The following is a 21,812-nucleotide window of genomic DNA, read 5'->3' on the forward strand; positions in this document are numbered from 1 at the left end:
GGCAGAGCTCTACCAGCGCAGGATTGCGGCCGCGGCCTCGCCCGAATCGAGGGCGCCCCGCGGGAACAGCACGGTGTCCGCGCGCGTGAGCACAGCAGCCCGGAGGAGCGCCGCGGAGGCGTCCACGCTCCCGAGGACCGGAGCACCGAGGGCCTCGGACTCGTCGTTCGCGATCCAGGGTTCAGCCCCGAGCGCCAGAAGCCTGCGCCCCTCGGCCGCCTCGGGCGAGAGGAGCAGGGTGTCCACCCGCGCCTCCTGGAGGGCGCGCAGGGTCTCGGCCCAGCCGCCGGCCGCAACGCTCCCGAGCCCGCCGACGAGCCGCTCGAGCATTTCGTGCTGGCGCCGTGCGGCGACGCCCGCGACGACGGCGTCCACCGCTTCCTCGAACCGGTCGCGGTCAGCGCCGGCGGCGGCGGAATTCATGTCCACGGTCTGCGCGAGCCCGGCTGCCCGCTCGCTCAGCGCGTCCTGCACCATGAGGCGCGCCCGCTCGTCGCCCGCAAGGACCACGAGCTGGATGCCTCCGTCCTCGACGAGGCGGTTGACCTCGGCGGCGACATCGGCACCGTTGCGCTTCCAGATCTCCTCGGTCCGGTGCTGGTACTTGCCCTGAGACCAGCCTCCCACCGGGACCTTCCGGATGTTCTCCGTCTCGCCGGTCACTTCCTGACTCTCGATGGGCGACCGGGTGGACGCGCGGAAGCGGCTGATCTTCGCCTCGGCACGCTCCGCCTCCACCACGAGGTACTCGACGTCGGACCCCCGCACGGCGGCGAGCGGCAGGAGGTTCGGAATCGGCGCGCATTCCACGAGGGGTTGCGTCGTCCCGCCGGGAAGGATCTCGTTGACCACCACCTCGCCCTGCCGGATGAGGACGAAGCGGGAGACGGGGCCCGCCGTCCCCTTCGCCGACCAGACGAGGGTTTCGGCCGCTTTGGCGTCTTCCTCGCGCGCCCCCGCATCAACCAGCTGGCGGGCCATGTTCTCACCGAGCACCTCGGTGGCTTCGAGGCTGCTGACCGTCCCTGTGCTCACGTCCGCGTGGACTGTGCACCACGGGCCGCTCTCCCGAAGCGATTCGGCGAAGTCCCTCAGGGCATGCATGTGCTTCCTCCTCGATTCGATACGTTCGCCCTACCCGCGCGGAGCGATCTCACGCACGGCGATTCCCGCGGCAAAAGAGCCACGCGGGAATCGGCCGGCGCAGGAATCAGCTGTGTGCTTTCTCGACGGCGAAATCCCCTCCGGGGTACACCACAGATTCGTGCCCATCGTCGAAGCGGACCAGGTAGGGCGGCTCTCCATTGGCACCCTTGACCTCGACGATTTCTCCGTGCCGATCCGCCGATTCTACGGTTCGGCCGCGGATGACGATCCGATCACCTTGCACTGCGTTCATCGTGGATCACCTCCTTAGACCCACGAGCCTACGTAGGGTCACCGCCGCGCGGAAGGGCCCGCGAAGCCCTTGCGGAGGGCCTCCGACGAAGCCGCAGGTTCCCTTGCGCTGCGGCCGTTCCACCGATAGGAGTGGTGCATGGACACCGCCGACAAGCCGCGCCCTTCCGAGTTCTGGGACGAGTTCTACAGCGAGCGCCACCGTGTGTGGAGCGGAAAACCGAACGCGTCGCTCGTCCGAGAAATCACCATGGTCGCCCCCGGCCGGGCCCTTGACCTCGGCTGCGGGGAGGGGGCGGATGCGATCTGGCTCGCCGAGCGCGGCTGGACGGTCACGGCGGTCGATATCTCCGCCGTCGCCCTCGATCGCGCAGCACAGCACGCGGAGGAGGCTGGCGTGGCCCAGCGGATCACCTGGCTGCGCCGTGATCTCACCGAGTGGACGCCGGAGGGCGAGTTCGACCTCATTTCGGCCGAGTTCCTCCACTCCCCCATCGAGCTCCCGCGCGAGCAGATCCTCCGCCGGGCGTCGGAGGCGGTGGCTCCGGGCGGGCTGCTGTTCGTCGTGGGGCACGTCGCGTTCCCGCCGTGGTCCCGACACGGGCACGACGAGGCCGAGCAGGCACAGCTTCCGACGGCGGAGGAGCTCGCCGTCTCGCTGGGCCTCCGCGCCGACGCGTGGGAGGTCGAGACGAGTGCCTCCGACGGGCGCGAGGTGACGGGTCCCGAAGGCCAGACCGCCATCATGACGGACGCGGTGCTCAAAGCCCGGCGCCGCTAACCGCCCCGCCGAACTCCCCGTGAAGATGGGAGCTCGGAGCTAGGCTCGTAGGCAGCAGCCCCTTCTTCTTCGAGGTGCACAGGGATGGCAATGGCGTGAGAAGCACGACGACGGCGAACGCCGCCGAGCTGGTTGACCTCGCCGCCGCATTGGCTGCGTCGGGAGAGAGGGCGATTCTGGGCATCACCGGCGCACCCGGCGCCGGGAAGTCGACGCTCGGGGAACGCATCGTCTCGGCGCTCGGTCCTGATCGTGCCGTCCTCGTGCCGATGGACGGCTTCCATCTGGCGAACGCGGTGCTCGCCTCCCGCGGGCTCCGCAACGTCAAGGGCGCGATCCAGACGTTCGACGACGCAGGCTACGCCGTGCTCCTCGAGCGCCTCCGAGGCCAGCTTCCCGGCGAGACCGTATACGCGCCGAGCTTCGATCGGGCGCTCGAGGAGGCCATTGCGGGCAGCATTCCTGTTCCGGCTGAGGTTCCGCTTGTGGTCACCGAAGGGAACTATCTCCTCGCCGACTCGGGGGCGTGGCCCCGGGTCCGCGCGTCCCTCACCGAGTGCTGGTTCCTGGACGCGGACCCGGAGCTGCGAAGGGAGCGTCTCGTAGCCCGGCACGTCGCCTTCGGGAAGGCTCCCGACGACGCCCGTGCCTGGGCGCTCGGCTCCGACGAGGAGAACGCCGTGCTCATCGAGGCGATGGCGTCGCGGGCCGACCGCGTGCTCCGGGTCCTGTGAGGGAAAGCTGCGCCTCCCAGGCGGTCACGCAGTCGCCATCGCCGTCAGCGTCGCTTCGATGCCGGAGGGCGAGAGCACGTGCTGCGAGACGAGCTGGCTGGCGCCCATGACGGCCGCCCGCTCGCCAGCGCGCGAGAGGACGATGCGGAGATTCGTCGTCGCAAGCGGCGGCGAACGGTGGTACACGACTTCGCGGACTCCTGCCATGATGTGCTCTCCCGCCGCAGCCATCGATCCTCCGAGGACGATCACGCTGGGGTTGAGGAGGTTGACGCACGTGGCCAGGACCTCGCCGATGTCGCGCCCGGCCTGCCGCAAGGCCTGGATCGCCGCGAGGTTTCCATGGGCGGCCAGTTCGACGACGTCGGCGCCCCTGCTGGCATCCACACCTTCCGCGGCGAGGAAGCTGGCGACGGCGGCGCCCGAGGCGAGCGCCTCGAGGCACCCGATGTTGCCGCACCGGCAGACCACGCCGTCGCCGCGGGAGACCCGGACGTGCCCGAGGTCGCCTGCCGTTCCATCGGCACCCCGCTGCAGCTGACCGCTGCTGATGATCCCAGACCCGATGCCGGTGGCGACCTTGATGAACAGGAGGTCATCGACGTCGGGCCAGAACGCGGCCCGCTCTCCGAGCGCCATGATGTTCACGTCGTTGTCCACAAGGACTGGCACCGCGAAGCCGCGCTGGACGAAGCCGACGACGTCGAAGCCGTCCCAGCCGGGCATGATCGGCGGTTTGACGGGTCGGCCCGTTGCATGTTCCACGGGCCCGGGAAGTCCAATGCCGACGCCGGCCAGCAGCCTCTCGGGTCTGCGCGACGAGGCCAGAAGGCGCTTTCCCGCTTCCACAACGTGACCGAGGACCGGCTCGGGTCCCGTTGCGACCGGCAAGGCAGTGCGCTCCTCGGCCTGGACCTCGCCTTTGAGATCGGTCAGGGCGACCCGGACGTGGCTCGCCCCGACGTCGACCGCGAGCACTGAACGTGCCTGAGCGTGGAACGCGAAGCGTGACGGAGGTCGGCCTCCACTGGAGAGCGCCTCGCCGACCGAGACGATCAAGCCCGAATTCAGCAGGAGATCGACCTTGCCAGCGACCGTTGACCGGGCAAGCCCGGTCGTCATGGCCAATTCGGCCCGGGTCCACGGCTTTCCGTCGCGCAAGAGCTGGAATAAGTCGCCGGTGCGCGAGATGGCCGCAGCGAGCATCTGCTCGCTGGGCGTTGCCTCTTCGGAGACTCGGCGCCCACCGCGTCGCTCGTCAGCCATGACGGTCAGTGTTTCACAGGCACTTCCGCAAATCCACCATGCTAAAGGTTGTCCACATAGGAGGACTTTTGCTTGCCAATCGTCAAAAGTGTCTTTAGGCTCAAAGTGAAGCAGCTCACGGTCCCGCCGGTCATCGTCTCGACCACTCACTCCAGCGAGAGGACACTGTCCCCATGGCCTATTCAGTCCAGCTTTACACCGTCCGTGACGCAATTGAAAAGGACCTGCCCGGCGCCATCAGACGTCTCGCCGAGATCGGCTACACCCAAGTCGAGCCCTACAAGTTCGCCGAGCGCGCCGAGGAGTTCGCCGCGGCGTTCGAGGAGAACGGCATCACGGCTCCCACCGGCCACGCCCCGCTGCTCTCGTCGGATCAGGAGGAGATCTTCGCAGCGGCCAAGCGCCTCGGCATCGGCACCGTGATCGATCCATACATCCCGGCAGAGCACTGGCAGGACGCCGACTCGATCCGCGACACCGCCGAGCGGCTCAACGCGGCAGCGAAGAAGGGCGCGGAGCACGGAATCCGCGTCGGGTACCACAACCACGCCTGGGAGCTGGCCTCGAAGATCGAGGGCACGACGGCGCTCGAATACTTCGCGTCTCTGCTCGACCCCGAGGTCGTCCTCGAGGTGGATACCTACTGGGCCGCCGTCGGCGGGGAAGATCCCGTGGCGCTGCTCAAGCGTCTGGGCGATCGTGTCGTCGCCATCCATATCAAGGACGGCCCAGTGAACGACGACAGGAAGGCCCAGCTTCCCGCAGGCCAGGGCGAGGTCGACATTTGGGGCGTGATTGCCGCCGCGAAGAACCTCGAGGTCGGCGTCGTGGAGTTCGACGACTACTCCGGTGACATCTTCGAAGGCGTCGCGGCCTCACTGCGGTATCTCGAAGCGGGCGCCGCCGCGGCAAGCACCTCGGAGGCGGCGCGATGAGCCGCGGCCCGGTGGGCGTCGCCGTCATCGGCGCGGGCGTCATCAGCAAGCAGTACCTGGACAACCTGACCAAGTTCCCTGACCTGAAGGTCCATGTGATCGCGGACCTGTTCCCCGAAGCGGCAAAGGCCCGCGCCGAGGAGTACGGGATCGCCGAGCACGGGACGCCGGAGCTGGCCCTCAACCATCCCGACGTGGACATCATCGTCAACCTCACGATCCCCGCAGCGCACGTCGAGGTCGCCACCGCCGCGGTCCGCGCAGGCAAGCATGTGTGGAGCGAGAAGCCGTTCTCCCTTGACCGGGAGAGCGGGCTGGGTCTGCTGAAGGAGGCGGACGACGCCGGCCTGCGCCTCGGGTGCGCCCCGGACACTTTCTTGGGGGCGGGCCTGCAGACGGCGCGGCGCGTGATCGAGCGCGGCGACATCGGCACCCCGCTCACCGCCCAGACGGTCTTCCAGACCCCCGGCCCGGAGTCGTGGCACCCGAATCCTGCGTTCCTGTTCCAGCGCGGGGCTGGCCCGCTGTTCGACATGGGTCCGTACTACTTCACCGCCCTCATCCAGACCTTCGGCAGCATCCGACGCGTCGCGGCGCTGGGCAATATGGCGAAGGCCACCCGGGTGATCGGGTCCGGGCCGAAGGCTGGCGAGGAATTCGAGGTCGAGGTCCCCACGCACGTGAGCGCGCTGGCCGAGTTCGAATCCGGTGCCTCCTCGCACAGCATCTTCAGCTTCCAATCCCCTCGGACCCGGATGGGCTTCGTGGAGATCACCGGAACCGAGGCCACGCTGTCGCTGCCGGACCCGAACTACTTCGACGGAGACCTGGAGATTTGCAAGGCGGGCGAGCACGAGTGGACCAAGGTCCCCACCACGGGACCGGCCAACGGGCGCGGAATGGGGGTCTTGGACATGGCCCGCTCGATCCGCACCGGCGTCCCCCACCGGGCCACGGGCCAGCTCGCCTACCACGTGCTGGACACCATGGTCTCGGTCTCGGAATCCATCGAGTCCGGCGCGTTCACCGACGTCGTCAGCTCGGCGCCTTCGTCCGCTCCCCTGCCCGAGGACTGGGCGCCTGAGCAGGCGACCCTCGACGGGGTGCTCGCGTGAGCCCTCAGCAGGCAGGCCGCCCCCTGGGGGTCGCCGCGATCGGGTACGCGTTCATGGGCAAGGCCCACTCGCAGGCGTGGCGGAACGTGGGGGCGTTCTTCGACGTCCCCGCCGTGGAGCAGCGCGTGCTCGTGGGCCGGGACCCCGAGGCCGTGGCGGAGGCCGCGGCCCGTTACGGGTGGGCGGAGTCCGCGACCGACTGGCGCGAGGTGATCGCCCGGGACGATGTGGACATCGTGGACATCTGCGCCCCGGGGTGGCTGCACGCCGAGATCGCGATTGCCGCGCTCGAGGCCGGCAAGCACGTGCTCGTGGAGAAGCCGCTCTCGAACACCCTCGCCGAGTCCGAGGCCATGGTCGCCGCCGCCGTTGCGGCTCGGGCCCGCGGAGTGCAGTCACTGGTCGGGTTCAACTACCGCCGGGTCCCGGCCCTTGCCTACGCCCGCCAGCTCATCGCCGACGGCCGGCTCGGCACGGTCCGGGAGGTGCGCGCGGCGTACCTGCAGGACTGGCTCGCCGATTCCGAGTCGCCCATGACGTGGCGGCTGCGGAAGGAGACGGCCGGGTCCGGGGCGCTGGGGGACATCGCCTCGCACGCGATCGACCAGGTCCAGTTCCTCCTCTCCGACACCGTCACCGAGGCCTCGGGCCGGCTGCACACCTTCGTGGGACAGCGGCCGGGACGGGACGGTGCCCTGGAAGAGGTCACAGTCGACGACGCCGCCTGGGCCACGCTGGCCCTGGCCAGCGGGGCGATCGCCTCGGTCGAGGCCTCCCGGGTCGCGCTGGGGCGGAAGAACTCGCTGCGGGTCGAGGTCTACGGCACGGACGGGGCACTGGCGTTCGACCTCGAGCGGCTCAATGAGCTCGAGTTCCTCGACGCCACCGCCCCCGCGCCCGAGCAGGGCTTCCGTCGGATCGTGGTGACCGAGCCCGAGCACCCCTATCTGGACGCGTGGTGGCCGCAGGGCCACATCATCGGCTGGGAGCACACTTTCGTCCACCAGGCGCGCGACTTCCTGCTCGCGATCCGCGACGGGAACCCGCCCTCGCCGTCGTTCGAGGAGGGCTTGCAGGTCCAGCGCGTCCTGGCCGCGATCGAGGAATCCGCCGCCGCCAAGTCCACCGCCGTCCAGCTGTAGACCCCCTCCCCGACTCGGGTACAGATACCGACGCCCCACACCGACTCGGGTACAGATACCGACGCAAGGAGAAGAACCTCATGCCCCGCCCGTTCACTCTGTTCACCGGCCAGTGGGCCGACCTGTCTCTGGAGGAGGTCGCCGGGCTCGCGGCGGGGTGGGGGTACGACGGGCTCGAGATCGCCGTCTCGGGCGAGCATCTGGACGCGTGGCGGTGGGACGACGAGGCGTACATCGCCGAGCGGCTCGGGATCCTGGAGAAGCACGGCCTGAAGGTGTGGGCGATCTCGAACCACCTCAAGGGCCAGGCCGTGTGCGATGACCCGATCGACTTCCGCCACCAGGCCATCGTCGGCTCCAGGGTGTGGGGCGACGGGGACCCCGAGGGCGTCAGGCAGCGGGCGGCGGAGGAGCTGAAGAACACCGCCCGCCTCGCCCGCGCCCTCGGGGTGGACACCGTGGTCGGGTTCACCGGCTCCTCAATCTGGCAGTACGTGGCCATGTTCCCGCCCGTCCCGGCCGAGGTGATCGAGGCCGGGTACCGGGACTTCGCCGAGCGCTGGAACCCCATCCTGGACGTCTTCGACGAATGCGGGGTCCGCTTCGCCCACGAGGTCCACCCGAGCGAGATCGCCTACGACTACTGGTCCACCCGGCGGGCCCTGGAGGCGGTGGGGAACCGGGAGGCGTTCGGGCTGAACTGGGACCCCTCCCACATGATGTGGCAGGGCATCGACCCGGTCGCGTTCATCTCCGACTTCGCGGACCGGATCTACCACGTGGACTGCAAGGACACCCGGATGCGCATGGGCAACGGCCGGGCCGGGATCCTCTCCTCCCACCTGCCCTGGGGCGACCCCCACCGCGGCTGGGACTTCGTCTCCGCCGGCCGCGGCGACGTCCCCTGGGAGGACGCCTTCCGCGCCCTGACCGCGATCGGCTACACCGGGCCGATCAGCATCGAATGGGAGGATGCCGGAATGGACCGCCTCCAAGGCGCCCCCGAAGCCCTCACGGCCCTGAAGAAGTTCGACTTCGCCCCCTCCACCGCCTCCTTCGACGCCGCCTTCAGCAACCAAGCTTGACCCCGTCGTTGCGCCGTCAGCAACCGTTTGGGAGGGCGCACCTTTTGGAGAGAGCACATGAACTCTTATCGTGAATTGCGCTCAGGACAGCGTTCTCAGGTCTGGATCGGCGGCCCCACAATGCGGACCCCGACTTTGCTCCTCGAAACCGACGACATCCTGCTCGAGGCTCCGAATTGGTCCCTCGACGGGCGCTTCCTCTATGTCAATGGCCACGGCGTTCTCTGGACCATTGATGTTGACACGGCTGATCTCCGCGAAGTCCCGTTCGACCGCCTCCCCGAGATCAACAACGATCACGTCCTCTCGCCCGACGGAAGATCCATCTACATGTCCGCCGCGGACGGACAGATCTACAAGGGAGCCCTGAACGGAGGCCCGGTGGAGCGCCTCACGGCGGACGACGGAGTGTGGCACTTCCTCCACGGCGTCAGTCCCGACGGCGGCGAACTCGCCTGGGTTGAAATGTCCGACTTCTCGGAGCCCGGTCGGCTCGTGATCGGTTCGTCCTCTCCCGGGGGCAATTCCAGGACAATCGACACGGGCCCCGGCCACCTTGACGGTCCGGAATGGTCGCCCGATGGCACGTGGATCTATTTCAACACCGAATCATTCACCACCGACCCCGGTCATGCGCAATTGGCCAGAATCAATGCCCAAGGCGGCCTTCCCGAATTATTGGTGAAAAGCGGTTCGGTCGACTGGTTCCCGCACCTCTCCCCCGACGGCCGTTTCGCCGCCTACGTGTCCTTCCCACCAGGAACTCGCGGGCACCCCGCTGACCTCGACGTTCGCGTGAACGTGGTCTCAACCGAGGATTGGCCGACCTCGATCGAGAACTACGCGCTGTTCGGGGGACAAGGCACGATGAACGTGAACAGCTGGTCCCCCGGCTCTGACCGCTTCGCCTTCGTTGCCTATCCCCTCCACCGGGTACAGGGGTGAAAGGGGTACTGCCAGACCCCGGATCATCAGAGCCCTCGTTGGATCCGCCCGCACCGGGTTGGATGGAAGGGCAAGACCAACGACTCAAGGAGAACCCTTGCTCACCGTCAACGCCTACGCAGCCCCCAGTTCCGACACCCCTCTCGAGCCGGTCACCATTACCCGCCGGGACGTCGGCCCGAAAGACGTGCTGATCGAGATCAGGTACGCCGGCATCTGCCACTCCGACATCCACACCGTCCGTGAGGAGTGGGGACCCGTGAAGCACCCGCTCGTCGTAGGGCATGAGATCGTCGGGCTCGTCGCGGAGGTCGGCTCCGAGGTGACCAAGCACGCGGTAGGCAACCGGGTCGGCGTCGGCTGCCTGGTCAACTCCTGCAAGGAATGCGAGAACTGCCTCGCCGGAGAGGAGCAGTACTGCCTCAACGGCAACGTCGGCACCTACGGCAGCGTCGATCGCGATGGCACCATCACCCAGGGCGGCTACTCCACCCATGTGGTGGTGGACGAGGACTTCGTTCTTCGCGTTCCCGAGTCCCTCGATTTCGCCGCCGCCGCCCCACTCCTGTGCGCCGGGATCACGACCTACTCGCCCCTGCGCCACTGGGGGGCCGGACCCGGGAAGCGGGTCGCCGTCGTCGGCATGGGCGGCCTGGGCCACATGGCAGTCAAACTCGCCCACGCCATGGGCGCCGAAGTCACCGTGCTCTCCCGGAGCCTGTCGAAGAAGGACGACGGCCTCCGCCTGGGCGCGGACCACTACTTCGCCACCGAGGACGCGACGACGTTCGAGGAGCTCAAGAACAGCTTCGACCTCATCGTCAACACGGTTTCTGCACCGATCGACCTCGCCGCCTACCTCGGGCTCCTCCGCAGGAACGGCACGATGGTGAACGTTGGCGCCCCGGCCGAGCCCCTCCCGGTGACCGTCTTCACGCTCTTCCGCAACCGCCGCTCCTTCGCCGGCTCGAGCATCGGCGGAATCCGCGAGACCCAGGAGATGCTCGACTTCTGCGCCGAGCACAACATCGTCCCGGACACCGAGCTCATCGACGCCTCGTACATCAACGAGGCGTGGAAGCGGGTGCTCTCCTCCGACGTCCGCTACCGCTTCGTCATCGACGCGGCGACCTTCGCCTGAGCGAAACCAGACTCCAGGAACCAACGACGACGGCGGCCCCAGCCAGCGCGGTGCGGGGCCGTCGTCGTCCTTGGCCGAGTCACAGCTTGTGCTCACCCTTTTAGTGACACAACGACCTAAAATGTGGTTATGCCCCGAATTCAGGCCGAATCGAACGCCGCGCAACGAGCCATCACCCAGCGTCGGATTCTCGATGCCTTCGGCGAGCTCCTCTTCACGCGCGGCCTCCCGGGGCTCACGATGACGGACGTCGCGCGTCAGGCCGGGGTGGGGCGCACAGCGGTTTACAACTACTACGCCGACATCGAGGAGCTGCTGATCGGCTACGCCCTCGATGAGACCGGCAGGTTCCTGAGCGAGCTCAAGGACGAGCTGCGCAAACTCGACAACCCGGTGGACCGCCTCGCCGTCTACATCCGGGCGCAGGTCGAGGACCTCTCGCAGCGCCACCTCCCGCCCGGGCCCGCTATGCGGGCGGTGCTGTCGCCGTCGTCGTTCGCAAAACTCGGCGACCACGTCGGTGAGCTCAACACCGTGCTGCGCAACATCCTGCTCTCGTGCATGGAGGAGGGCTTCATCCCCCAGGCCGATCTCGAGGAGCTTGCCCAGCTCGTCCTCGGATCCCTTGCCGCAAGCGCGGATCGCGGACGCAGGGATGCTGACACCGCGCGGCACACCGAGGCCACAGTCCGCTTCATCCAACTGGGGGTGGGCGCACGCTTCGACGAGGACGGCCGCCCCATCAGGGCACAGGAAAGCTCCCAGCTCCTCTGACACCCTAAGAAGCTCTGCTGCTCGAACATACGTTCAGGGGTAGACAGAATCGTCTGTCTGCTCTTAGCGTCATGAGAACAGGCGCAGTCATGCAGGAGCTGCGCGGACCTCGGGGCACGAGGCATCTGGCCGGTTTCGGTTCAGGCCTCGCAGCAGTCGACCTCCACTGGGACGGGCCGACTTGGTGCTTCTTCTCGGTTCTCCGCTTCGCCCCAGCTTGGAGACCACCATGACTCTCGTTCATCCTCTGTACGCGACCGTGCGCCCCATCGACGAGACGCTCTCGGGGCCGTGGACCGAGACCACGCCCCCTCCCGAGACTGCACCCCCGGAGACCCTGGCCAGAGCGCAGGCCGCAGGCGATCTCGCGATCGAGTACTTGGGCGTGGCCGATGCCGTAGCCCGGCGCTTCCACTGCCCGGGCCACGATCCCGAAGACCTCCGCCAAGTCGCCCGGCTAGGACTCATCAAGGCCGCCAACCGCTACCGCGCCGATCTGGGCCACGGGTTCGTCCCCTACGCCGTGCCCACCATCAGCGGGGAGATCAAGCGCTACCTGCGCGACCAGTCCTGGATCGTCCGCCCCCCGCGCGGCATTCAGGAAATGCGGCTGAAGGTCAACGCTGCTCGCCCCGGTCTGGCCCAATCACTCGGCCACGAGCCGACGACCCTCGAGCTCAGCCGCGAGCTGAACGTCGGCGTCGCGGAAGTCGCCGAGGCCCAGATCGCCGACGCCTCGATGGTCCCCGAGACGATCGAGCACACCGACGACCCGGGGGAACCTCAGAGCCGCCGGTTGAGCGTCGTCCCAGCCTCGGAAGATCCCGGTTTCGAGCGCGTCGAGTCCCTGCACGCCCTCGCGAGCGCTCTCGAGGGCGCCTCCGATCAAGACCTCCGCCTGCTGCGGCTGCGCTTCGGCCAGGAGCTGACGCAGGAGGAGATTGCCCAGCAGCTGGGGATCAGCCAAATGCAGGTTTCCCGGCTCCTGCGCCGCCTCCTGGACCGGCTCCGCCGTCGCATGTCGGCCTGAGGGAAACCGCCCGCTGGTGGGCCGGGGGCTGGCCGGGTAAGGGTTGGAGTATGGACCACAGCGAGGCACCGATCCTTGACGGCATCAACGAATACCATCGCCTGGACAGGTACGGGTTCACCCCACCCGGGCACAGGCAGGGCAGGGGCGCCGATGAGCGCACGGTCGAAGCACTGGGCCTCGATCCCTTCCGTTCCGACCTGCTGGCCACCGCCGGGCTCGACGATCGCAAGTCTTCCGGCGGGCTGCTCAAGAAGGCTCAGGAGCTGATGGCCGACGCCGTGGGCGCCGAGCATGCCTTTTTCTCGACCTGCGGCAGTTCGCTTTCGGTCAAGGCGGCGATCCTCGCCGTCACCCGGGGATCAGGCGAAATCCTCATCGGCCGCGACGCCCACAAGTCCGTCACGGCCGGGCTCATCCTCTCCGGACTGCAGCCGCGCTGGATCCGGCCGACCTGGGACGAGGAACTGCACATCGCCCATCCGCCGTCGGCGGAGACCGTTGAGGCAATGTGGGAGCGCTACCCTGACGCCTCAGCCGCGCTCATCGTCAGTCCAACTCCCTACGGCACCTGCGCGGACCTTTCGGCAATCGCGGAGATCTGCCACCGGCGCGGGAAGCCGCTGATCGTCGACGAGGCGTGGGGGGCCCACCTGCCGTTCCACGAGGACCTTCCCACGTGGGCCATGTCGGCCGGCGCAGACATCTGCGTGGCGAGCGTGCACAAGATGGGCATGGGCTTCGAACAGGGCTCGGTGTACCACCTCCAGGGCGGTCTGGTGGACCCGATCAGGCTCTCCCAGTGCGCGGACCTGCTTGCCACGACAAGCTCGAACGTCATGCTCTACGCGGCGATCGACGGCTGGCGGCGACAGATGGTCGAGCGCGGCCACGACCTTCTCGGGCGAGCCCTGGACCTGGCCCGGGGGTTGCGCACCAAGATCGACGCCATCGACGGGCTGCACACGGTGACCGAGGAGCTGGTCGGCGCCGAAGCGTCGCACGACCTTGACCCGCTGCACGTCCTCATCGACGTGGCAGAGCTGGGGATCAGTGGCTATCAGGCCGCGGACTGGCTCCGCGCTGAACCGCGGGTCGACGTCGGCCTCAACGACCACCGACGGATCGAAGCGACCCTGAGCCAGTCCGACGACGACGACACGGCCGACCGTCTGGTGCAGGCGCTGACCGACCTCGCCAAGGCAGCACCGTCGCTGCCCACGCCCTCGCCGGTATCCCTGCCGAGTTCTGCGGACCTTGAAATGGACACCGTGATGCTGCCCCGGGAGGCGTTCTTCGGACCTGTCGAGGTTGTGCCCGCAGACGAGGCGGCCGGCCGCGTGGCCGCCGAGCAGATCACCCCGTATCCGCCGGGAATTCCTGCCATCCTGCCCGGCGAGCGGATCAACGCGGCCGTGGTCGAGTACCTCCGCACGGGCGCGGAAGCCGGAATGGTGCTGCCAGACCCCGCTGACCCGACAGTCAAGACGATCCGCGTCGTGAGGGCCTAGCCGGGCGCGGGCGTCACCGGGACCTGAGGGCTCTGCGTGGCGCCCGCGCACATCAGCGGCCCGGGAGTCTGGTCCACGAGAGAGACCTCCTGGAGCTGCTTGAACGAGGGCAGGAGGACGAGGTCGACGCTCGCGTCGCCTCGCGAGTCGAGAGAGAAGACGCTCCCCGGGACGTTGCGCTGGAGCGTGAACGCTGCACTCTCGCCCGCAGGTCCCGACACGATGAGGGCAGAGGTGGAACCCGCCCCTTTCGCGTTGTCCACCTTCCCGACGGCGAACTTCCGCTGGGCGAGCTGGTCCGCGACGGCACGGGCCAGGCCCTCCTTCGCGGCCGCGTTGTAGACGTTGACGTGCACCGAGTCAGGCGCGGCGTAGTCGAAGGGGCCCTGGGGACAGCCGAGCGTCGCAGACGCGCTAGGGGCCGCCTGCGGGAGAACCAGGTTGCCGGTCAGGATCGCCCACGCCGTCCAAGCACCCGAGACGACGATCGCCACGAGCAGCGTGAGCATGAAGCCGTGCCAGATCCTGCGGAGCAGCCGCGGACTGTCGGGATCCGGTGCGAACTGCGAGCGCAGCTCGCTTCCGTCGACCACGTGGTGCCCATGCCATACCGTGAGGTCCTTGGGCTTCCGGCTCACCGTGATGCCTCCGCGTCAGGCGTCCAGGTCCAGGACGCGGGCGTGGATCGCGGTCCGCTGGTGCAGGGCGGTGCGCAGTGCGCGGTGGAGCCCGTCTTCGAGGTAGAGAACCCCGCGGTACTGCACCACGTGCGGGAAAAGGTCGCCGAAGAAGGTGGAATCCTCGGCGAGGAGGGCTTCGAGGTCCAAGGTCCGCTTCGTCGTGACGAGCTCGTCGAGCCGTACCGGTCGCGGAGGAAGCGCGGCCCAGTCCTTGGGCGTGTGGTACCCGTGGTCCGGATACGGGCGCCCGTCCCCCACTGCTTTGAAGATCACGCGACTAGCGTAGGCACGGCTGCCTCACGCGTCATGCCGAACTGCGCGCCCCGGAGGATTGTGGCCGAACGGTTACGCGCCAGTACTGGTCGGCCCGCTGTGCAGGCCGATGAGCAGCGCGCCCATCTGGCGTGCCTGCTCGACTCCTTCCTCGTCCCCCTCGACGGCCGCGACCACGGCCCCTTCGAGGAGGATGAGAACCTTGCGCGCGAACCCCTCCGGGTCGCGCAGCCCCTCTGAGCGCGCCAGGGCCGCGATCTGTTCCCGGGTGCGGGTGAGATATTCCGCGCTTGCCCGCCCCAGGGGATGCTCAGGGCCCATTTCGAGCAGCACATGGACGAACGAACTTCCATCGTTGATGTGTGGCCTGACCGCCTCGGCGAACACGTCGAAGACCGCCAGCAACGCAGTGGGGCCGTCGTCCGTCGCGCGGATCGCCGCGTCGATCGACTTGCTGCGCGCTTCGTGAAGGCGCTCGAGATAGGCCAGGACGAGTTCGTCCTTGGAATGGAAATGGCTGTAGAACGTGGCTTTCGCCACATTTGCACGTTCGATGAGTTCGTCGACGCCCACCGCGCGAATGCCCCGCTTCGCAAACAGCTCGAACGAGGCATCGAGGATGCGCTGGTGCGCTTGCCTGCTCTTGGTCGCCGCCCGACCGGACCCAGTCATCGCCGCCACCCCGATTACCTACCCACGTCGCGCGTCGGCAACCCATCTTGGGGCTGAAAGAATGAGCTCATGGAGACCCGTCCCCCTTTTGCCCTCCTTCTCGACGTCGATGGACCCATCGCGAGCCCCGTCACCCGAACCGTCCAAGAAGAAATCATCGCGCTCCTGCTGGAACTGGGGGAGGCCGGAATCCCGCTGATCTTCAACACCGGGCGGTCCGACACGTTCATCGCACAGCAGGTCATGGAGCCCATGACCGCAGCCGGGATGCCCGATTCCCTCACTGTGCACGCCATTTGCGAGAAGGGCGCCACGTGGTTCTCGTTCACCAGCTCAGGGGCGGGTCCGGTCCACGTGGACCGTGAACTGTCCGTCCCGTCCGACTTCGCCGACGACATCCGGCAGCTCGTAGCCGAGTCCTACTCAGACTTCATGTTCTTCGACGAGACGAAGCGGGCGATGGTGTCCGTGGAGCAGCGTCTCGACGTCCACAACAGCAGGTATCGCGAGGTGCAGGAGCATTTCGACGCCGACGCCATGGCGATGATGGCCCGCCGCGGTCTCGGCGCCGTTCGGCTGGACCACCATGCCCCCGGCCAGGACGACACCGTCGACTTCCGTGTCGACCCCACCATCATCTCCACGGACATCGAGTCGGTGCGGCTAGGCAAGGATCTGGGCGCGAGCCGGGCATGCGAACTGCTGGGTCGTGATGGGATCGTCCCGCAGGCCTGGTTCACCATGGGCGATTCGCGCACCGACTACGCGATGGCCGACTGGCTGCACCACAACGACCACGAGGTTGCCCACGTGGACGTCCGGCCCGAGGACGGCGTCCCCCAGAAGCCCTACGACATCCTCACCGCCGGCTATCTGGGGCTGGGCGCCGAGGTAATTCACGACGACGCCGGGCTGGCCTTCCTACGCGAGTGGCGCAAGGCGTTGCTCGCCACGCGCTAGGCTGCGCCGCTTAGGCGCGTACTCGCTCGGGAAGGGCCGCCTCAATGGCGTCGAGGAGCTCCGGAGCGTCTGGGGTCACCGCCGACCGGAACCGGCCGACCACCTCACCCGAGGGATCGATCAAGAACTTCTCGAAGTTCCACCGAACCTTCTCGCCGTGCTCGTCGCCGGCCGGGAAACGGGTCAGAGCCGCGTACAGCGGATGCTGGTCGCTCCCGAGAACGTTCGCCTTCGCGGCGAGCGGGAACGTGACCCCGAAGTTGAGGCGGCAGAATTCCTCGATCTCCTCGTCAGATCCCGGTTCCTGCCCCGCGAACTGGTTGCACGGGACGCCGAGAATCACGAGCCCGCGGTCGCGGTAGGTGCGGTTGAGGTTCTCGAGCCCGTCGTACTGCTTCGTGTAGCCGCACTTCGAGGCGACGTTGACGACCAGGACAGCAGAGCCCTCGAAGCGGCCGAGAGTCGTCTCGGTGCCGTCATTGAGCGTCAGAGGAATTTCGTGCAAAGTCACCGGACAAGTCTAGCCGCGGCCGTTCGCCGAGCCATCGCTGGTCATGGGGCCGGCGTTGGCGTTGAGGTGACGGTCGCCGCGGGCGTCGATGAGGAGGTCGTGGGCGACGACGCGGCCGCAGTCGTCGGCGATGCCGTGGCGGTTGGCGTCGGTGTCGGGCTCGGCGCGGCGGTGGGGGAACTCGTAGGCGTCGGGGTAGGCGTGCTCGTCTGAGGCGGAGCTGACGTCGGCGTCGAGGACGGAGTAGGCGACGGCGCCGCAGAGCTTCCCGTGCCCGAGGGCGACGGGCTCGGCGTGGTGGACTTCGTCGGAGCCGCCGGAGCGGGAGGTGCGGGCGGCGTCGGAGCCGGCGCCTTCTGGATCTGCTCGTTCGGAGCCGGTTCGCTGAGCTGGGTGGGGATGCTCCACTGCGTCGGCTGGCCCGGTGCCGGCTGCCCGTCCTTGGGCGTGTAGTCCGTGAGGGTGAGGTCGCCGACGGGATTCTTCTGCTGGAGGGGCAGGAACTTCCACTGCATCGGATCCTCGTAGTGGCCGTTCAGGATTGTCTCGAAGTGCAGGTGTGGCCCGGTGGCGCTCCCCGTCTGCCCCACGACACCCACGACCTGCCCGGACTCGACGCTGTCCCCGGTTTTCACCGCGGCGGCCTTCATGTGGTTGTACGTGGTGACGAGGCCGTTCCCGTGGTCGACTTCAACCCGGTTGCCGCCGCCCCACGGATGCCACCCGGCGGCACGCACCACTCCGGCGTCGGCCGAGTAGATCCTGGTGCCGTCGGCAGCGGCGAAGTCCTGGCCCCAGTGGAACTCCCCCGGCTGCCCGGTCAGGGGATTGATGCGATAGCCGAAGGGAGAAGTGGGTACTAGCGTCTCGAGAGGAGCATAGAGCTGCCCCTGAGCGGGACGCGGGAGATCGGAGGAGGCGACGACTACAGCACCAGAGTGATTGCCTGCGGGGATCGAACTGACCCCGGCACGATCGAAGACCAGCACAGCGTTGGGATCGGCCTTCACCGAATCGCTGGCACCCGAATCGGCAAACGCGGGAGTGGCTCCGCAGCCCACGATGAATGCCACGGGCATCACGATGCGGACGAAATCCCGTCGGCCGATGTGACCGCTTCTACGCTGTGACAGCTCCACGCGACTCCCCAATCAGTCTTGCGCCATGGGCCGAATGCTTCCATTGTTGGGCGTAGCCTCGGCTTACCGCTAGCACTGCTCAGCGTCACACAGCGCTTCTCTAGGTTGTCAAACAACTGACAGCAGAGGTGCACTTTTGCGCCACGGCCTAGGCACTCTCTGAAAGACAGAACACCCCCGAGCCGAAGCCCGGGGGTGTTCTGCCACGAAAGCGGAGGATGGGGGATTTGAACCCCCGAGGGCGTGAACCCAACACGCGTTCCAGGCGTGCGCCATAGGCCGCTAGGCGAATCCTCCAGATTGCTCCGCGCACAGCCGTACCCGAACGAGCACCCCGTGCAGAGCAGACTCTAGAATACCCGAGGTTCCCAGAAGCGCCGAATCGACCCGTGCCAGACTGTCCGGCATGGAGGAGTTCGACTGCCTTGTGGTCTACGTCCCGACGCCGGACGCCGACGCCCTCCGCAGCGCGCTCGCCGCTGCGGGCGCTGGTCGGCTCGGCAACTACGCGGCCTGCAGCTTCAGCGTCGACGGCATGGGACGCTTCACTCCCCTCCAGGGCGCGAGCCCTGCCATCGGAACGGTGGGCGAGCCGGAACAGGTCCCCGAGACGCGCATCGAAGCGATCTACCCGCGCGGTCAGCGGAACAGGATCGTCAGCGCGCTCATCGCGGCACATCCATATGAAACGCCCGCGTTCATGACGTTCCCCGTTGACATCAGCCTGCCGTCGGAAGCCTGAGCGAGAAGCACGCGCCCCCCTCCGGTGCGCGACCAGCCGTGAGCTGGATGCCGAGACGGGACGCGAGACGGTGCGCGATTGAGAGTCCCAGCCCCGTTCCCACGGCACGCTCCCCCGCATAGCGCGCTCGGAGCGCGCCGCGCTCGAAAGCGTGGGCGAGGTCGTCCTCGCTGAGGCCCGGACCGCCGTCGCGCACTTCGAGGACGACGGCGTTGCCTTCCCGCCGCCCGGCGAGCACCACGGGCGCGCCGGCGGGAGCGACACGCAGCGCGTTCTCGACGAGCCCGTCGAGAAGCTGTCGGAGGCGCCGTGCGTCGGTGAGGACCGGAAGCGGTCCGGCAACGTCCACGCGGAGTCGCACGCCGGCGGCCCCAGCCACGCCGCGCCACGCCTCAAGGACGGCCGGCAGAATCAGGGCAGCGTCCACGGGTTGAACGTCCACGCGGAAGTCGTCCGCTTCGAGTCGCGCGAGCTCGAGCAGGTCGCTCACGAAGTGGTCGAGCCGGCCCGCCTCGGACCCCAGTGTCTGGCCCACACGGGGGACGTCCTCCTCCGGGATCATGCCGTCCGCGAGCGCTTCGGCGTAGCCGCGGAGGGCGGTGAGTGGCGTGCGCATCTCATGCGAGACCGAGAGGAGGAACTCCCGCTGGCGACCTTCGCTCGCCGCGAGCGACGCGTCGAGCGAGGCGAGCGCATGCGACACCTGCGCAACCTCGGTGGGGCCTCCGCCGTCGACCGCTACGCCCCGCTCGCCGTCGGCGAGCCGCCGTGCCGCACCCGCGAGACGCACGAGCGGCTTGGCGACCCAACGTGCCACCAGCGCACCGCCGAGGACGGCGCACGCGAACCCGAGGACGAGCGCCCAGAGGAGCCGGGTGACCAGCGCGCCCGCTGCCTGGTTGACGGCCGAGACGGGCTCCACGAGCACGAGTCCGCCCCCAGAAGCGAGCGGCCGGGCCTCGACGACGACCGGCGTCGCGGCGACGGTTTCTGTCTGAGAGACCGGTTGGCCCGCAAGGATCTTCTTGATCGCCGCTTGGCTCACCAGGCGCCGGCCGGCCCCCGTGACCGTCCCGTCCGGCTCGACGAGCGCGATGCGGCCCTCCTCGCCGACCGCGACCTCGCGCAACGACGCGAGGTCCGTCACGGAACCGGAAGCGCTGAGCGCCTGGGCCTCGCGCGCGAGACTCGTGCGGGCTTGGTCGACAGCCGCGGCGCGGATGAGCTGAGCGCCGACCAGCCCGGCCACGAGCGTGGCCACCGCGGCCACAGCCGCCGTCACAAGGGTGACCCGGGCATACAGCGATCGGAGCCAGGCCTTCACGGCGCGGCCGAACCGTCCGTCGACGCGCTGTAGCCGACGCCACGCGTGGTGCGCAGCGGGCTCGCCTCGCCGAGCTTCGCGCGGAGCTGCGCGACGTGCACGTCCACCGTGCGCCCGCCGCCATAGTCCGCTTGTCCCCACACCGCAGAGAGGAGTTGCTCGCGGCTGAACACGCGGCCGGGCTGGGACATGAGGTGGGCCAGAAGGTCGAACTCCATGGCGGTGAGCTGCACAGGCAGGCCGTCTGCCTCCACCGTGCGGCGTCCCAGGTCCAGACGCACCCGTCCGACCGTGAGGATGCGCGGTCCCTGGGGTCCGGAGGCTCGCCGGAGGACGCTTCGCACCCGGGCCACGAGCTCGCGGGGCGAAAACGGCTTGGTCAGGTAGTCGTCAGCGCCCAGTTCGAGGCCGAGCACACGGTCCACCTCGTCGTCCCGCGCGGTCACGAAGATGACGGGCGTCCAATCGTCCTCCTCACGGAGGCGGCGGCAGATCTCCACGCCGTCGAGCCCGGGGAGGCCCACGTCGAGCACGATCGCCACCGGTCTCAGCTGACGGATCCTCGCGAGCGCCGCGGCTCCGTCGCGCTCGACGTGCACGCCGAAGCCTGCGCGGGCCAGATACAGACGCTCAAGGTCGGCGATGGCGTGCTCGTCCTCCACCACGAGCACGAGCCCGCGCCCCTCGCCGGAGTTGTCCACGGGACCATTCAAGCGCACGACGACGCCACTCGGCTCAGTCTCGAGGGGCACCGACGCGAGACTTTACATTCCTCGAACACGGGCCGAACACCGCGCTTGCGGACCGCTGCCACCATCGACGCCATGGAAGGAAACCAGACCAGGAAATCCGGACGCCGCTGGGCCGCGGGCATCGCCTCGACGCTCGCGGCAGCACTCCTCGCGGGAGGAGGCATCGCCGTGGCCCTCCACGCTCAAGAGGCTCAGCCGCAGGCCGCAGCCGACAGCACGACGCAGGCCGCCGGCGACGACGAAAGCCTCGCGAGCCTCACCTCGCTGGACGACCTCGCCCCCGATGTCGCCCAGCCCGCCGCGCTCGTGGAGCCGGCAGCGGCAGCCACGCCGTCGCCGTCGGCCAGTGGTTCTGCCGCTGGGGCGGCAGCTGGGGCGGCGAAGCATCCGGCGCGGGCGGCACTGCGGCGAGTGCTCGCCGTCATCATCCGCCAAGATGGCACTGCCCAGTACGGCCCGAACGCGCAGAAGGCTGCCCGTGCCGCCGTCAACCGCTTCCCCGCTGCCTTCCGGCATCTGCCGGCGAAGATGCAGCAGGACCTCTGGACGCTCGCCGGCGCAGCAGCAGACCAAGAGGTCTCTGATGCGCAGGCGGTCAAGGACAACGCGCTGAATGGAACCTACGGACCGGAAGTTCAGAAGCTCGCCCAAGCGATCCAGAAGGCGCCGGCAAAGTCTCCCGCGCCGTCGCCAAGCCCCTCGGCGGGGAGCTGAAACCGGCCGATTCGAGGCCCGCGCGGAACTCCGCTAAGATGAAACCCAGCCCCTCATGTGGCGTCATCCTGCTGAACTCCCCCAGGACCGGAAGGTAGCAAGGGTAGGTGGGCTCTGGCGGGTGCATGAGGGGCCTTTTCATGCCTGTGGATAACCGGCTTCGGTGTCGGTCCGGATTGGTAGGGTTT

General features: G+C 68.4%; 24 protein-coding genes, 1 tRNA gene, 1 other RNA gene and 1 pseudogene. 15 read left to right on the forward strand and 12 right to left on the reverse strand.

Going from position 1 to position 21,812, the window contains the following annotated elements; all coding sequences use genetic code 11:
- Positions 1-9: 9 nt before the first annotated feature.
- Together E5679_RS13155 and E5679_RS13160 are read right to left on the reverse strand one after the other, a co-directional pair.
- Positions 10-1,104, reverse strand: coding sequence for a baeRF2 domain-containing protein (locus tag E5679_RS13155; protein WP_138416570.1), 1,095 nt, complete (start codon positions 1,102-1,104; stop codon positions 10-12).
- Between the two features lie 106 nt (positions 1,105-1,210).
- A complete protein-coding gene (locus E5679_RS13160; RefSeq protein ID WP_138416572.1) occupies positions 1,211-1,399 on the reverse strand; it encodes a DUF1918 domain-containing protein in 189 nt (62 codons plus the stop codon).
- A 138-nt stretch (positions 1,400-1,537) separates the two neighbouring features.
- Between E5679_RS13160 and E5679_RS13165 the strand changes: the two genes are divergently transcribed.
- Together E5679_RS13165 and E5679_RS13170 are read left to right on the forward strand one after the other, a co-directional pair.
- The gene (locus E5679_RS13165; RefSeq protein WP_138416574.1) at positions 1,538-2,179 is read left to right on the forward strand and encodes an SAM-dependent methyltransferase; all 642 of its coding nucleotides are present in this window, start codon (positions 1,538-1,540) and stop codon (positions 2,177-2,179) included.
- Positions 2,180-2,274: 95 nt separating this feature from the next.
- The gene (locus tag E5679_RS13170; protein ID WP_138416576.1) at positions 2,275-2,913 is read left to right on the forward strand and encodes a nucleoside/nucleotide kinase family protein; all 639 of its coding nucleotides are present in this window, start codon (positions 2,275-2,277) and stop codon (positions 2,911-2,913) included.
- Positions 2,914-2,937: 24 nt separating this feature from the next.
- Here E5679_RS13170 and E5679_RS13175 read toward each other — a convergent pair whose 3' ends face one another.
- On the reverse strand, positions 2,938-4,119 hold the full coding sequence (locus E5679_RS13175; protein WP_138416727.1) for an ROK family transcriptional regulator: 1,182 nt from the start codon (positions 4,117-4,119) through the stop codon (positions 2,938-2,940).
- A 233-nt stretch (positions 4,120-4,352) separates the two neighbouring features.
- On the opposite strand from E5679_RS13175, the gene E5679_RS13180 reads away from it, so the two are divergent.
- The 9 genes from E5679_RS13180 (at position 4,353) to E5679_RS13220 (ending at position 13,857) form a co-directional block, all read left to right on the forward strand.
- The gene (locus E5679_RS13180) at positions 4,353-5,114 is read left to right on the forward strand and encodes a sugar phosphate isomerase/epimerase family protein (RefSeq protein ID WP_138416578.1); all 762 of its coding nucleotides are present in this window, start codon (positions 4,353-4,355) and stop codon (positions 5,112-5,114) included.
- Positions 5,111-6,229: a Gfo/Idh/MocA family protein gene (locus E5679_RS13185; protein ID WP_138416580.1), complete on the forward strand. Its 1,119-nt coding sequence runs from the start codon at positions 5,111-5,113 to the stop codon at positions 6,227-6,229. Before E5679_RS13180 ends, E5679_RS13185 begins: the two co-directional genes overlap by 4 nt.
- A complete protein-coding gene (locus E5679_RS13190) occupies positions 6,226-7,371 on the forward strand; it encodes a Gfo/Idh/MocA family protein (protein ID WP_138416582.1) in 1,146 nt (381 codons plus the stop codon). The genes E5679_RS13185 and E5679_RS13190 overlap by 4 nt, the downstream gene beginning before the upstream one ends.
- Positions 7,372-7,451: 80 nt before the next feature.
- Positions 7,452-8,456 carry a sugar phosphate isomerase/epimerase family protein gene (locus tag E5679_RS13195; RefSeq protein WP_138416584.1) on the forward strand — a complete coding sequence of 335 codons (1,005 nt, stop codon included), beginning with the start codon at positions 7,452-7,454 and terminating at the stop codon, positions 8,454-8,456.
- A 57-nt stretch (positions 8,457-8,513) separates the two neighbouring features.
- Positions 8,514-9,401, forward strand: a complete 888-nt coding sequence (locus tag E5679_RS13200; RefSeq protein WP_138416586.1) for a TolB family protein — start codon at positions 8,514-8,516, stop codon at positions 9,399-9,401.
- Between the two features lie 97 nt (positions 9,402-9,498).
- Complete coding sequence (locus E5679_RS13205; protein ID WP_138416587.1) at positions 9,499-10,542, forward strand: NAD(P)-dependent alcohol dehydrogenase; 1,044 nt, start codon at positions 9,499-9,501, stop codon at positions 10,540-10,542.
- A 129-nt stretch (positions 10,543-10,671) separates the two neighbouring features.
- The gene (locus tag E5679_RS13210; protein WP_138416589.1) at positions 10,672-11,316 is read left to right on the forward strand and encodes a TetR/AcrR family transcriptional regulator; all 645 of its coding nucleotides are present in this window, start codon (positions 10,672-10,674) and stop codon (positions 11,314-11,316) included.
- A 229-nt stretch (positions 11,317-11,545) separates the two neighbouring features.
- Entirely contained in the window at positions 11,546-12,346 is an 801-nt protein-coding gene (locus tag E5679_RS13215; RefSeq protein WP_138416591.1) for a sigma-70 family RNA polymerase sigma factor, read from the forward strand.
- A 50-nt stretch (positions 12,347-12,396) separates the two neighbouring features.
- Positions 12,397-13,857, forward strand: a complete 1,461-nt coding sequence (locus E5679_RS13220; protein ID WP_138416593.1) for an aminotransferase class I/II-fold pyridoxal phosphate-dependent enzyme — start codon at positions 12,397-12,399, stop codon at positions 13,855-13,857.
- Here E5679_RS13220 and E5679_RS13225 read toward each other — a convergent pair.
- The 3 genes from E5679_RS13225 to E5679_RS13235 form a co-directional block, all read right to left on the reverse strand.
- Positions 13,854-14,495 carry a LytR C-terminal domain-containing protein gene (locus E5679_RS13225; RefSeq protein WP_138416595.1) on the reverse strand — a complete coding sequence of 214 codons (642 nt, stop codon included), beginning with the start codon at positions 14,493-14,495 and terminating at the stop codon, positions 13,854-13,856. The genes E5679_RS13220 and E5679_RS13225 overlap by 4 nt on opposite strands.
- Positions 14,496-14,510: 15 nt before the next feature.
- A complete protein-coding gene (locus E5679_RS13230) occupies positions 14,511-14,810 on the reverse strand; it encodes a type II toxin-antitoxin system VapB family antitoxin (RefSeq protein WP_138416597.1) in 300 nt (99 codons plus the stop codon).
- Positions 14,811-14,882: 72 nt separating this feature from the next.
- Complete coding sequence (locus E5679_RS13235; RefSeq protein ID WP_138416729.1) at positions 14,883-15,482, reverse strand: TetR/AcrR family transcriptional regulator; 600 nt, start codon at positions 15,480-15,482, stop codon at positions 14,883-14,885.
- A gap of 69 nt (positions 15,483-15,551) precedes the next feature.
- Here E5679_RS13235 and E5679_RS13240 point away from each other — a divergent pair, with 69 nt between their 5' ends.
- Positions 15,552-16,442, forward strand: coding sequence for a hypothetical protein (locus E5679_RS13240; protein WP_138416599.1), 891 nt, complete (start codon positions 15,552-15,554; stop codon positions 16,440-16,442).
- A 10-nt stretch (positions 16,443-16,452) separates the two neighbouring features.
- Here E5679_RS13240 and E5679_RS13245 read toward each other — a convergent pair whose 3' ends face one another.
- The 4 genes and pseudogenes from E5679_RS13245 to E5679_RS13255 all read right to left on the reverse strand — a co-directional run bounded on the left by E5679_RS13245 (position 16,453) and on the right by E5679_RS13255 (position 18,389).
- Positions 16,453-16,953 carry a glutathione peroxidase gene (locus tag E5679_RS13245; RefSeq protein ID WP_138416601.1) on the reverse strand — a complete coding sequence of 167 codons (501 nt, stop codon included), beginning with the start codon at positions 16,951-16,953 and terminating at the stop codon, positions 16,453-16,455.
- A gap of 9 nt (positions 16,954-16,962) precedes the next feature.
- Positions 16,963-17,361 carry a hypothetical protein gene (locus E5679_RS21290; protein WP_249336122.1) on the reverse strand — a complete coding sequence of 133 codons (399 nt, stop codon included), beginning with the start codon at positions 17,359-17,361 and terminating at the stop codon, positions 16,963-16,965.
- 119 nt (positions 17,362-17,480) lie between these two features.
- Positions 17,481-18,032, reverse strand: a pseudogene (locus E5679_RS21605) (M23 family metallopeptidase); the annotation flags it as partial.
- Between the two features lie 272 nt (positions 18,033-18,304).
- Positions 18,305-18,389 (reverse strand) — tRNA-Ser (locus E5679_RS13255).
- A 109-nt stretch (positions 18,390-18,498) separates the two neighbouring features.
- On the opposite strand from E5679_RS13255, the gene E5679_RS13260 reads away from it, so the two are divergent.
- The gene (locus tag E5679_RS13260; RefSeq protein WP_138416603.1) at positions 18,499-18,834 is read left to right on the forward strand and encodes a hypothetical protein; all 336 of its coding nucleotides are present in this window, start codon (positions 18,499-18,501) and stop codon (positions 18,832-18,834) included.
- Here the strand turns inward: E5679_RS13260 and E5679_RS13265 are convergent.
- Complete coding sequence (locus E5679_RS13265) at positions 18,812-20,158, reverse strand: HAMP domain-containing sensor histidine kinase (RefSeq protein WP_138416605.1); 1,347 nt, start codon at positions 20,156-20,158, stop codon at positions 18,812-18,814. The genes E5679_RS13260 and E5679_RS13265 overlap by 23 nt on opposite strands.
- On the reverse strand, positions 20,155-20,910 hold the full coding sequence (locus E5679_RS13270; RefSeq protein ID WP_275092553.1) for a response regulator transcription factor: 756 nt from the start codon (positions 20,908-20,910) through the stop codon (positions 20,155-20,157). Before E5679_RS13270 ends, E5679_RS13265 begins: the two co-directional genes overlap by 4 nt.
- A 72-nt stretch (positions 20,911-20,982) precedes the next feature.
- Here E5679_RS13270 and E5679_RS13275 point away from each other — a divergent pair, with 72 nt between their 5' ends.
- Both E5679_RS13275 and ffs read left to right on the forward strand, forming a co-directional pair.
- On the forward strand, positions 20,983-21,624 hold the full coding sequence (locus tag E5679_RS13275; protein WP_138416607.1) for a hypothetical protein: 642 nt from the start codon (positions 20,983-20,985) through the stop codon (positions 21,622-21,624).
- Positions 21,625-21,668: 44 nt separating this feature from the next.
- An RNA gene (gene ffs, locus E5679_RS13280) (signal recognition particle sRNA small type) lies at positions 21,669-21,765 on the forward strand.
- The last annotated feature ends 47 nt before the right edge of the window (positions 21,766-21,812 follow it).

Origin of the sequence: Sinomonas gamaensis (assembly GCF_005876955.1) — a bacterium.
GTDB classification, from domain to species: Bacteria; Actinomycetota; Actinomycetes; order Actinomycetales; family Micrococcaceae; genus Sinomonas; species Sinomonas gamaensis.

What these genes read in the sequence shown, in the direction of transcription:
- E5679_RS13215 (WP_138416591.1), top strand. Translation starts at nt 11,546, where the DNA reads ATGACTCTCGTTCATCCTCTGTACGCGACCGTGCGCCCCATCGACGAG.
- E5679_RS13185 (WP_138416580.1), top strand. Translation starts at nt 5,111, where the DNA reads ATGAGCCGCGGCCCGGTGGGCGTCGCCGTCATCGGCGCGGGCGTCATC.
- E5679_RS13210 (WP_138416589.1), top strand. Translation starts at nt 10,672, where the DNA reads ATGCCCCGAATTCAGGCCGAATCGAACGCCGCGCAACGAGCCATCACC.
- E5679_RS13275 (WP_138416607.1), top strand. Translation starts at nt 20,983, where the DNA reads ATGGAAGGAAACCAGACCAGGAAATCCGGACGCCGCTGGGCCGCGGGC.
- E5679_RS13195 (WP_138416584.1), top strand. Translation starts at nt 7,452, where the DNA reads ATGCCCCGCCCGTTCACTCTGTTCACCGGCCAGTGGGCCGACCTGTCT.
- E5679_RS13200 (WP_138416586.1), top strand. Translation starts at nt 8,514, where the DNA reads ATGAACTCTTATCGTGAATTGCGCTCAGGACAGCGTTCTCAGGTCTGG.
- E5679_RS13160 (WP_138416572.1), bottom strand. Translation starts at nt 1,399, where the DNA reads ATGAACGCAGTGCAAGGTGATCGGATCGTCATCCGCGGCCGAACCGTA.
- E5679_RS13235 (WP_138416729.1), bottom strand. Translation starts at nt 15,482, where the DNA reads ATGACTGGGTCCGGTCGGGCGGCGACCAAGAGCAGGCAAGCGCACCAG.
- E5679_RS13220 (WP_138416593.1), top strand. Translation starts at nt 12,397, where the DNA reads ATGGACCACAGCGAGGCACCGATCCTTGACGGCATCAACGAATACCAT.
- E5679_RS13155 (WP_138416570.1), bottom strand. Translation starts at nt 1,104, where the DNA reads ATGCATGCCCTGAGGGACTTCGCCGAATCGCTTCGGGAGAGCGGCCCG.
- E5679_RS13175 (WP_138416727.1), bottom strand. Translation starts at nt 4,119, where the DNA reads ATGCTCGCTGCGGCCATCTCGCGCACCGGCGACTTATTCCAGCTCTTG.
- E5679_RS13240 (WP_138416599.1), top strand. Translation starts at nt 15,552, where the DNA reads ATGGAGACCCGTCCCCCTTTTGCCCTCCTTCTCGACGTCGATGGACCC.
- E5679_RS13165 (WP_138416574.1), top strand. Translation starts at nt 1,538, where the DNA reads ATGGACACCGCCGACAAGCCGCGCCCTTCCGAGTTCTGGGACGAGTTC.
- E5679_RS13180 (WP_138416578.1), top strand. Translation starts at nt 4,353, where the DNA reads ATGGCCTATTCAGTCCAGCTTTACACCGTCCGTGACGCAATTGAAAAG.
- E5679_RS13260 (WP_138416603.1), top strand. Translation starts at nt 18,499, where the DNA reads ATGGAGGAGTTCGACTGCCTTGTGGTCTACGTCCCGACGCCGGACGCC.